12 protein-coding genes and 1 pseudogene are annotated in these 9,717 nt (G+C 68.4%); 10 read left to right on the top strand and 3 right to left on the bottom strand.

What is annotated here, in order from left to right; genetic code table 11:
• Positions 1–72: 72 nt before the first annotated feature.
• The 5 genes and pseudogenes from ACWDTP_RS34480 to era form a co-directional block, all read left to right on the top strand.
• A pseudogene (locus tag ACWDTP_RS34480) lies at positions 73–306 on the top strand (PhoH family protein); the annotation flags it as partial.
• Positions 303–836 (top strand): rRNA maturation RNase YbeY, encoded by a 534-nt coding sequence (gene ybeY, locus ACWDTP_RS34475; protein ID WP_450027715.1) that lies wholly within the window; start codon positions 303–305, stop codon positions 834–836. The pseudogene ACWDTP_RS34480 and the gene ybeY, both read left to right, overlap by 4 nt.
• A complete protein-coding gene (locus tag ACWDTP_RS34470; protein ID WP_450027714.1) occupies positions 833–2,128 on the top strand; it encodes a hemolysin family protein in 1,296 nt (431 codons plus the stop codon). Before ybeY ends, ACWDTP_RS34470 begins: the two co-directional genes overlap by 4 nt.
• Positions 2,121–2,438, top strand: coding sequence for a cytidine deaminase (locus ACWDTP_RS34465; RefSeq protein ID WP_450027713.1), 318 nt, complete (start codon positions 2,121–2,123; stop codon positions 2,436–2,438). The genes ACWDTP_RS34470 and ACWDTP_RS34465 overlap by 8 nt, the downstream gene beginning before the upstream one ends.
• Positions 2,439–2,517: 79 nt before the next feature.
• Entirely contained in the window at positions 2,518–3,426 is a 909-nt protein-coding gene (gene era / locus ACWDTP_RS34460) for a GTPase Era (protein ID WP_450027712.1), read from the top strand.
• Here the strand turns inward: era and ACWDTP_RS34455 are convergent.
• A complete protein-coding gene (locus ACWDTP_RS34455; protein WP_450027711.1) occupies positions 3,415–4,947 on the bottom strand; it encodes an amidase in 1,533 nt (510 codons plus the stop codon). The two genes, era and ACWDTP_RS34455, sit on opposite strands and share 12 nt — an antisense overlap.
• A gap of 63 nt (positions 4,948–5,010) precedes the next feature.
• Here ACWDTP_RS34455 and recO point away from each other — a divergent pair, with 63 nt between their 5' ends.
• The 4 genes from recO to ACWDTP_RS34435 are packed head-to-tail and all read left to right on the top strand — an operon-like array spanning position 5,011 to position 7,570.
• Complete coding sequence (gene recO / locus ACWDTP_RS34450; RefSeq protein ID WP_450027710.1) at positions 5,011–5,877, top strand: DNA repair protein RecO; 867 nt, start codon at positions 5,011–5,013, stop codon at positions 5,875–5,877.
• The gene (locus tag ACWDTP_RS34445; RefSeq protein WP_450027709.1) at positions 5,801–6,706 is read left to right on the top strand and encodes a decaprenyl diphosphate synthase; all 906 of its coding nucleotides are present in this window, start codon (positions 5,801–5,803) and stop codon (positions 6,704–6,706) included. The genes recO and ACWDTP_RS34445 overlap by 77 nt, the downstream gene beginning before the upstream one ends.
• A gap of 13 nt (positions 6,707–6,719) precedes the next feature.
• Positions 6,720–7,166, top strand: coding sequence for a hypothetical protein (locus ACWDTP_RS34440; protein WP_450027708.1), 447 nt, complete (start codon positions 6,720–6,722; stop codon positions 7,164–7,166).
• Complete coding sequence (locus ACWDTP_RS34435) at positions 7,163–7,570, top strand: NUDIX hydrolase (RefSeq protein ID WP_450027707.1); 408 nt, start codon at positions 7,163–7,165, stop codon at positions 7,568–7,570. The genes ACWDTP_RS34440 and ACWDTP_RS34435 overlap by 4 nt, the downstream gene beginning before the upstream one ends.
• Here ACWDTP_RS34435 and ACWDTP_RS34430 read toward each other — a convergent pair.
• Positions 7,559–7,957, bottom strand: a complete 399-nt coding sequence (locus ACWDTP_RS34430) for a Fur family transcriptional regulator (protein WP_450027706.1) — start codon at positions 7,955–7,957, stop codon at positions 7,559–7,561. The two genes, ACWDTP_RS34435 and ACWDTP_RS34430, sit on opposite strands and share 12 nt — an antisense overlap.
• On the bottom strand, positions 7,954–8,310 hold the full coding sequence (locus tag ACWDTP_RS34425) for an ArsR/SmtB family transcription factor (protein ID WP_450027705.1): 357 nt from the start codon (positions 8,308–8,310) through the stop codon (positions 7,954–7,956). The genes ACWDTP_RS34430 and ACWDTP_RS34425 overlap by 4 nt, the downstream gene beginning before the upstream one ends.
• Before the next feature lie 97 nt (positions 8,311–8,407).
• On the opposite strand from ACWDTP_RS34425, the gene ACWDTP_RS34420 reads away from it, so the two are divergent.
• Positions 8,408–9,717, top strand: a 1,310-nt coding sequence (locus ACWDTP_RS34420) for a glycine--tRNA ligase (protein ID WP_450027704.1), incomplete at its 3' end; no start/stop codon positions are given.

Raw genomic sequence — 9,717 nt, 5'->3', positions numbered from 1 at the left:
GCCCGCGCTGGACACGTTGCTGGCGATCGTGCGACGCACCCGGGCCGGCCGTAGCCCGCTCAGCCCGGACATGTCACCGGCGATATCACCCAGGTCGACCTGCCCGGCGGCGCCACCTCGGGGCTGCGCGCGGCGATGCAGATTCTCGACGGCATCGACGATATCCACTTCGCCGAGCTCACCAGCGCCGACGTGGTCCGGCACCGGCTGGTCTCCGAGATCGTCGACGCCTATGCCCGGCACGAGGAGCCGGGACTGCTCAACCGGGCCCAGCGCCGTTCGAGTGGGCGGCCGCGGCGATCATGAGCATCGAGGTCTCCAACGAGTCCGGCATCGACGTCTCCGAGGACGAGCTGATCAGCGTCGCGCGGTTCGTCATCGCCAAGATGGACGTGCATCCGGCCGCCGAACTGTCGATGGTGTTGCTGGACAACGCCGCCATGGCCGATCTGCACATGCGGTGGATGGACCTGCCAGGCCCCACCGATGTGATGAGCTTCCCGATGGACGAGCTGGAACCCGGCGGGCGCCCGGATTCCCCAGAGCCCGGTCCGGCCATGCTCGGCGATATCGTGCTGTGCCCGGAGTTCGCCGAACAGCAGGCCGCCAGGGCCGGGCATTCGCTGGGACAGGAGCTGGCGCTGCTCACCGTGCACGGGGTGCTGCACCTGCTGGGATACGACCATGCCGAGCCTGACGAGGAGAAAGAGATGTTCGCCCTGCAGCGTCAGCTGCTGGAGGAATGGGTGGCCGATCAGGTGCAGGCCTACCACGCCGATCGTCAGAGCGATAAAGACCGGCGGCTGCTCGACAAATCCCGATACTTCGACGAATGACCGGATTCGTACCACTGATCAGCGCGATCGTCCTGGTCGGATTCGGGGGGCTGTTCGCGGCGATCGATGCGGCGCTGTCCACCGTCTCGATCGCGCGGATCGAGGAACTGGTTCGCGACGAACGTCCCGGTGCGGCCCGGCTGGGCCGGGTGGTCGCCGAGCGGCCCCGCTACATCAACCTCGTGGTGTTGCTGCGGATCATCTGCGAGGTCAGCGCCACGGTGTCGCTGGTGGCCTTCCTCGATGGCCACCTCGGGGTGTCGTGGGGGTTGTTCGCGGCGGCCGCGATCATGGTCGTGACGAGCTTCGTCGCGATCGGCGTCGGCCCGCGCACCATCGGTCGCCAGAACGCCTACTCCATCGCGTTGATCGCAGCCCTTCCGCTGCAGGCGATTTCGGTGCTGCTCACGCCGATCAGCCGGCTGCTGGTGCTGATCGGTAATGCGCTCACCCCCGGCCGGGGATTCCGCAACGGGCCGTTCGCCTCCGAGATCGAACTGCGCGAGGTGGTCGACCTGGCCCAGCAGCGCGGTGTGGTCGCCGACGAGGAACGCCGGATGATCCAGTCGGTGTTCGAACTCGGCGACACCCCGGCCCGCGAGGTGATGGTGCCGCGCACCGAGATGGTGTGGATCGAGAGCGATAAGACGGCAGGCCAGGCGACATCGCTGGCGGTCCGCAGCGGGCATTCGCGGATCCCGGTGGTCGGCGAGAACGTCGACGACATCGTCGGTGTGGTGTACCTGAAAGACCTTGTGCAGCAGACGTATTACTCGACCAACGGCGGCCGTGACACCACCGTCGCGCAGGTGATGCGCGCGGCGGTATTCGTCCCGGACTCCAAACCGCTGGACGAGATGCTCAACGATATGCAGCGTGACCGCTACCATATGGCGCTGCTGGTCGACGAATACGGGGCGATCGCCGGGCTGGTCACGATCGAGGATGTGCTGGAGGAGATCGTCGGGGAGATCGCCGACGAGTACGACACCGACGAGGTGGCGCCGGTCGAGGATCTCGGCGAGCACCGGTACCGGGTGTCTGCCCGGTTGCCGATCGAGGATCTCGGCGAGCTGTACGGGCTCGATCTCGACGAGGATCTCGACGTCGACACCGTCGGCGGCCTGGTGGCGCTCGAGCTGGGCCGGGTCCCGCTCCCCGGCGCCGAGGTGAGCTGGGACGGGCTGAGATTGCGTGCCGAGGGCGGACCCGACCACCGCGGACGGGTGCGCATCGGCACCGTGCTGGTCAGCCCCACCGAACCCGGCGAACGAGGAGATACCGATGACTGAACTGCAGGCCGAGGACGCGAAGCTGGTGGTGCTGGCCCGCGGCGCGATGGGCCGGGCCGAAGCCGCGGAGGGGGCCGCCGTGCGCGATCAGGACGGACGCACCTACGCCGGTGCGCCGGTGGCGCTGACCGCGCTGCGGCTGACACCGCTGCAGGCGGCCGTGGCCGCGGCGGTGTCCAGCGGGGCCACGGGTCTGGAAGCCGCGGTGCTGGTGGGCGGCTCGGTCGGGGACGCGGGTGTGGCTGCGGTACGCGAACTTTCGTCCGATGCCGCGGTGATCGTGACCGACCGGGCGGGAAACCCGACGTGACACCGTCGAGACTGCGCCCAGATCGCGTTTCCGACGTGGATCGCGATCTGCCCGCAGTTTCGGCGACAGGGGGAGTGCGATGACCGAGTTCCGTTCCGGTTTCGTGTGTCTGGTCGGCAGGCCGAACACCGGTAAGTCCACGCTGACGAACGCGCTGGTCGGCTCCAAGGTGGCGATCGCCTCGAACCGTCCGCAGACCACCCGCCACACCATCCGCGGCATCGTGCACCGCGAGCAGTTCCAGATCATTCTGGTCGACACCCCCGGACTGCACCGGCCGAGGACGCTGCTCGGGCAGCGGCTCAACGATCTGGTCAAGGACACCTATTCCGAGGTGGACGTGATCGGGCTGTGCATTCCGGCCGACGAGGCGATCGGCCCCGGTGACCGGTGGATCCACCAGCAGATCCGCGCCGTCGCACCGAAGACCACCCTGATCGCGGTCGTCACCAAGATCGACAAGGTGCCCAGGGACCGGGTCGCCGCCCAGCTGATGGCCGTCAGCGAACTCGTCGGGCCCGACACCGAGATCGTGCCGGTGTCGGCGACGGCCGACGAGCAGCTCGACGTCCTCACCGATGTGTTTGTCGCGCAGCTCCCGCCCGGCCCGGCCTACTACCCCGACGGTGAGCTCACCGACGAGCCCGAGGAAGTGCTGATGGCCGAGCTGATCCGGGAGGCCGCCCTTGAGGGCGTGCGCGATGAGCTGCCGCACTCGCTGGCCGTGGTGATCGACGAGGTCGCCGAACGACCGGGACGGCCGGACGATGATCCGCTCATCGATGTGCACGCCATCCTCTACGTCGAGCGCGACAGCCAGAAGGGCATCGTGATCGGCAAGGGCGGGGCCCGGTTGCGCGAGGTCGGGACCGCGGCCCGGACCCAGATCGAGAAGCTGCTCGGCACCAAGGTCTATCTGGACCTGCGGGTGAAGATCGCCAAGAACTGGCAGCGCGACCCCAAACAGCTGGGGCGGCTAGGGTTCTAGCGCCTTCGGCCGTCGTCGCATCCCGTCGACGGCGGCCGCCGCCCGCGTGACATCGCGGTCGTCGGGGGTGTTCCACCAGACCTCGGGCTGGCGGGCCGACCAGCCGGTGATCGCCTCCAGCTCGGCGGCCAGTGAGATCAGCAGGGGTTCACTGCCTTCGGGGCCCATCAGCTGGACACCGATCGGCAGCCCGTCGGAGGTGAACCCGGCCGGGACACTGATCGATGGCCAGCCCAGCAGGTTCCACGGCCAGGTCACCGGGCAGGCCGCGATGGTACGGCGTTCGGTGGAGTACCAGCCGCGGCGGTCGTATTCGTGGGTGAGCGGCGGCGGCTGGGCCGTGGTCGGGGCGATGATGACGTCGACGAGGTTGAAGATCCACCCGATCCGCCGCGCCATCCGCGCCTCGTTGGTGCGGGCCTTGCGCAGCGCGTTCTCCGACAGCAACCGGCCGATCCGCATGTTGACCACGGTGCGTTCGTCGTAATCGACGGTGTGGGCCGACCCGTTCAGGCGCTCCGCCCAGTCCAGGAGGCCCGCGGTCGAGCGGGACAGGAAATCCCACGACATCCGCGGGCTGTAGTTGGGGTCCTTCTCCACCACGCTGTGGCCGAGCTGGCCGAGCTGGTCGGCGACGCCGCGCAACGCGGCCTGGATCTCGGGATGCAGTCTGGCCGGGAACCCGTTGAACGGAAACTTCGTCGACATCGCCACCCGCAACGGACCCGGCGCCCGCGACACGTTGTCGGCAGCCTGGATCGGCGCAGGCGTGTGCAGGTCCCCCTCGGCGTTGCCGGAGGCGGCGTCGAGCACGAGGGCCGCGTCGGCGACGGTGCGGGCCAGCACGCCGTTGACGGTGATCCCGTTGAACGCCTCGGCCAGCGGCCAGGTGGAGATCCGGCCGCGCTGCGGTTTGATCCCGACCAGATGGGTCCAGGCCGCGGGGATGCGGACACTGCCGGCACCGTCGGAGCCGATCGCCGCGGTCACCAGCCCGGCGGCGACGGCCGCCGCGCTGCCGCCCGACGAGCCGCCGGGGCTGTGCTTGCGTGACCACGGATTGCGGGTGTGGCCCCAGCCGTCGCCACCGGTGAACGGCCACTGCCCGAGCTCGCACGTGTTGGTCTTGCCGACGATGACCGCGCCGGCGGCCCGCAACCGGCGCACCACCTCGGCGTCGGCGGTGGCTTCGCGGACCCGCCCGGTGGTGCCGAACCGGGTGGGTACCCCGGCGACGTCGACGTCGTCCTTGATCGCGATGGGAATGCCCAGCAGCGGCAGCTGTTGGCCGGACGCCCTGGCCCGGTCGGCCTTGGCGGCGTCGGCCTGCGCCTGCTCGGTGAGCACCACCCGGAAGGCGTTGAGGGTGGACTGGCTGGCGGCGATCGCCTGCAGGGACCGCCGTACCAGTTCCTCAGAAGTGATTGCGCCGCTGGCGAGTTGGTACAGCTGATTGGTCAGGGTGGGGAAAACGGTCGAAGAATGAGAAGTAGTCGAGTCGCTAGTCGTGGATTTGCCCATCACTTTCGAGAATATCGGCGGTGCATAACGGTATCTGTCCCGCCATGATGCGACACTGTCACGATGCGGCTGTACCGGGATCGTGCGGTGGTGCTGCGCCAGCACAAGCTCGGCGAGGCAGACCGGATCGTCACCCTGCTCACCCGCGACCACGGGTTGGTGCGCGCGGTGGCCAAGGGGGTGCGGCGTACCCGCAGTAAGTTCGGCGCCCGGTTGGAGCCGTTCGCCCACATCGACGTGCAGTTGCACCCGGGCCGCAATCTCGACATCGTCACCCAGGTCCAGGCGATCGACGCGTTCGCGGCCGACATCGTCAGCGACTACGGCCGCTACACCAGTGCGTGCGCGATGCTGGAGACCGCCGAGCGGCTGGCCGGCGAGGAGCGGGCACCGATGCCTGACCTGCACCGGCTCACGGTGGCGGCGCTGCGGGCCATCGCTGACGGGGCCAGGGCCCGTGAGCTGGTACTCGACGCGTACCTGCTGCGGGCGATGGGGGTCGCCGGGTGGGCGCCCGCGCTGACCGAATGCGCCAGGTGCGCCGCCCCCGGCCCGCACCGGGCGTTTCACGTCGCGGCCGGTGGCAGCGTGTGTGTGCACTGCAGGCCCAGCGGGTCCAGCACCCCGCCACAGCAGGTGCTCGAGCTGATGGCGGCCCTGCACGACGGGGACTGGGAGTACGCCGAGACCACCTCGTCGGGGCATCGCAGCCAGGCCAGCGGGCTGATCGCCGCCCATCTGCAATGGCATCTGGAGCGTCAGCTGCGGACATTGCCTCTGGTCGAGCGGGCGTACCGGATCGATCGCACGGTCGCTGCCCAGCGGGCGGCGGCGGTCGGGCAGGATATGCCGCATGGCATTGAAGCGGGACTCGAAGCAGGACGGGAAGCGGGACAAATCCACCTACCCACAGCTGCCCCCGGCGCCTGAGGACTATCCGACCTTTCCGGACAAATCCACCTGGCCGGTCGTCTTCCCCCCGATCCCGGCCGGAACCAACGGCCGCTTCGCCCGCCCGCCCCAGCACACCTCCAAGGAATCCGCCCCGCAGATCCCGGCCGATCAGGTGCCCAACCACGTCGCGGTGGTGATGGACGGCAACGGCCGCTGGGCCACCCAGCGCGGGCTGGGCCGCACCGAGGGGCACAAGATGGGTGAGGCCGTGCTCATCGACATCACCTGCGGCGCCATCGAGATCGGCGTCAAACACCTCACGGTGTACGCGTTCTCCACCGAGAACTGGAAGCGCAGCACCGAGGAGGTGCGTTTCCTGATGGGGTTCAACCGCGAGGTGGTGCGCCGTCGCAGGGAGAACCTCAACGATATGGGTGTGCGGATGCGCTGGGTCGGGTCGCGGCCCAGGATGTGGCGCAGCGTCATCAAGGAGTTCGACATTGCCGAGCAGATGACGGTCGGCAACGACGTCATCACCATCAACTACTGCGTGAACTACGGCGGGCGCACCGAGATCGTCGAGGCGGCAAGGACACTCGCCGAGGAAGCGGTCGAGGGCCGGATCAATCCGGGCCGGATCAGCGAGGCGTCGTTCGCCAAACACCTGCACCGCAGCGACATTCCCGACGTGGACCTGTTCATCCGGACCTCGGGGGAGCAGCGGGCCAGCAACTTTCTGCTGTGGCAGGCCGCCTACGCCGAGTTCGTGTTCCAGGACAAGCTGTGGCCGGATTACGACCGCCGCGACCTGTGGGCGGCCTGCGAGGAGTATGTCAACCGCAACCGGCGCTTCGGCCGCGCGTGAGAGGGGGTGTCCGATGACCGATCTTTTACAGCGGCTGTCCTCGGTGCTCGGCGAGGTGATGTCGGTCGTCGAGGAACCCGACGATGCCCTGACCGTGACCGTCGACGGCTCGGTCGCCTCGGTGCGGGTGGTCACCATCGCCGAAGGCCTGGAGATGGTGTCGCTGACCCAGCCGCTGGCCTGGGATCTGGCGCTCAACAACAAGATTCGCGAGCGGGTTTCGGCGCATGCCAGTAAGACCATGTTGGGCACGGTGGTGCTGGTCGAGAAGCTGGTCGAGACCCCAACCAACGGCGCCACGCCCAAGGGCGGGGCGCGCAAGCGGCCGGCGAAGAAGGTCGCCGATGTGATGTTGCGTTACAACTTTCCGGCCGCCGGGCTGACCGACGATGCGTTGCGCACGCTGATCCTGCTGGTGCTGGCGACCGGGGCGGACGTGCGCCGGGACCTGATGTCGTGAACCGGCCGGTCATCCGCATCGTCGCGGCCGTCGTCCGCGACGAGCACAACCGGGTGCTCGTGGTCCGCAAGCGCGGCACATCGTCGTTCATGCAGCCCGGCGGGAAGATCGAGCCGGGGGAGGAGCCGCTGCGGGCGCTGGCCCGGGAGGTCCGCGAGGAACTCGGCGTCGATGTCGACCGGTCGACGGTGCGGCCGCTGGGGCGACACGATGCGGTGGCGGCCAACGAACCCGGTCACCTCGTCGATGCGCTGCTCTACCTGGTCGACCTGGACGGCGAGCCGCGTCCGGCGGCCGAGATCGCGGAGCTGGCGTGGATCGACCCGTACGCGCCCGGCGATGTCGAGCTGGCGCCGCTGACCGGGCAGACCGTGTTCGCGTTGGTGCGCGAGCTAGCGGTCTGACCCCTCGCAGTCGCCGCACACACCGAAGATCTCGATGGTGTGGCTGACGCTGGAGAAGCCGTGCTCGGCGGCGACCTGATCGGCCCACACCTCGGCGGCACCCCCGTCCACCTCGACGGTCGAACCGCACGACCGGCAGACCAGGTGGTGATGGTGGTGTTCGGAGCAGCGCCGGTACACCGATTCACCGGTGTCGGTGCGCAAGGTGTCCACCGCACCGACGTTGGCCATGTTCTGCAGCGTGCGGTACACCGTGGTCAGGCCGATGCCCTCGCCGCGGCGGCGCAGCTCGTCGTGCAGCTCCTGCGCCGACCGGAACTCCTCGATCTCGCCCAGCAGGTCGGCGATGGCCGCCCGCTGCCGGGTCGAGCGGGTCGCGCCGGTCACCTCCGGTCCTCGCTGGCATGGGCGACCGCGTCGACCACGATGTGCACCAGATGGTGGTCGACGAGCCGGTAGAGGACCTCGCGTCCGGCCCGCTCACTGGCGACCACCCCGGCCTGCTTGAGGATCCGCAGATGCTGGCTGACCAGGGGCTGCGGCACTTCGAGGGCATCGACGAGCTCATGGACACACCGCTGCGACTGCTGCAGTTGCAGCACTATCGCGATTCGCAGCGGTGCGGCGAGGGCGCGCAGCAGCTCGCCGGCCGTGTCCAGAATCTCGCGCGGCGGCAATGCCGGTGCCGGTATGCCGGCGTGCTCGTGCGCTCCGTCGGCTAAACTGGAAATGGTTTTCATTAGACGCCAGAATACATGCGGGTTGATGCATGTCAACCGTGCCGGCGGTCTCGGCGGATTATCGGTGCGTGGTCCTCGGTCGCTAGTCTGTTGCACCGTGGCTTCGATCATCGACACCGTTGCGAACCTCGCCAAACGCCGGGGTCTGGTCTTCCAGTCCGGCGAGATCTACGGCGGCACCAAATCGGCGTGGGATTACGGGCCACTCGGTGTCGAGCTCAAGGAGAACATCAAGCGGCAATGGTGGCGTTCGGTCATCACCGGCCGCGATGACGTCGTGGGCCTGGACTCCGCGATCATCCTGCCGCGCCAGGTCTGGGTGGCCTCGGGCCACGTCGACGTGTTCAACGACCCGCTCGTCGAATGCCTGAACTGCCACAAGCGGCACCGCCAGGACCACATGCAGGAGAACTACGCCGCGAAGAAGGGTCTTTCGGATCCCGACGCCGTGCCCATGGACGAGATCGCCTGCCCGGACTGCGGCACCAAGGGGCAGTGGACCGAGCCGCGCGACTTCAACATGATGCTCAAGACCTACCTCGGCCCGATCGAGAGCGAGGAAGGGCTGCACTACCTGCGCCCGGAGACGGCCCAGGGCATCTTCGTGAACTTCGCCAACGTGGTGACCACCGCGCGCCGCAAACCGCCGTTCGGCATCGGCCAGATCGGCAAGAGCTTCCGCAACGAGATCACCCCGGGCAACTTCATCTTCCGCACCCGCGAATTTGAGCAGATGGAGATGGAGTTCTTCGTCGAGCCGTCGACGGCGCCGGAGTGGCACAAGTACTGGATCGAGACCCGGCTGCAGTGGTACGTCGACCTGGGCATCAACCCGGAGAACCTGCGTCTCTACGAGCATCCGCTGGAGAAGCTGTCGCACTACAGCGCGGGCACTACCGACATCGAGTACAAGTTCGGCTTCGCGGGCAGCCCGTGGGGTGAGCTGGAGGGTGTCGCCAACCGCACCGACTTCGACCTGTCCACGCACGCAAAGCATTCCGGAGTCGACCTGTCGTTCTACGATCAGGCCACCGACACCCGCTACACGCCGTACGTGATCGAGCCTGCCGCCGGCCTGACCCGTTCCCTGATGGCCTTCCTGGTCGACGCCTACACCGAGGACGAGGCGCCCAACGCCAAGGGCGGAGTCGACAAGCGGACCGTGCTCAAACTCGACCCGCGGCTGGCCCCGGTCAAGGCCGCGGTGCTGCCGCTCTCGCGACACGCCGACCTGTCGCCCAAGGCCCGTGACCTGGCCGCCGAGTTGCGGCAGTCCTGGAACGTCGACTTCGACGACGCGGGTGCGATCGGCCGTCGTTACCGGCGCCAGGACGAGATCGGCACGCCGTACTGCGTGACGGTCGACTTCGACTCGCTGGAGGACGGTGCGGTCACCATCCGTGAGCG

It is taken from the genome of Mycobacterium sp. NPDC003449, assembly GCF_053588415.1.
The sequence above is the reverse complement of the archived record's forward strand: the minus strand, read 5'-3'. Positions and strand labels throughout refer to the sequence as shown.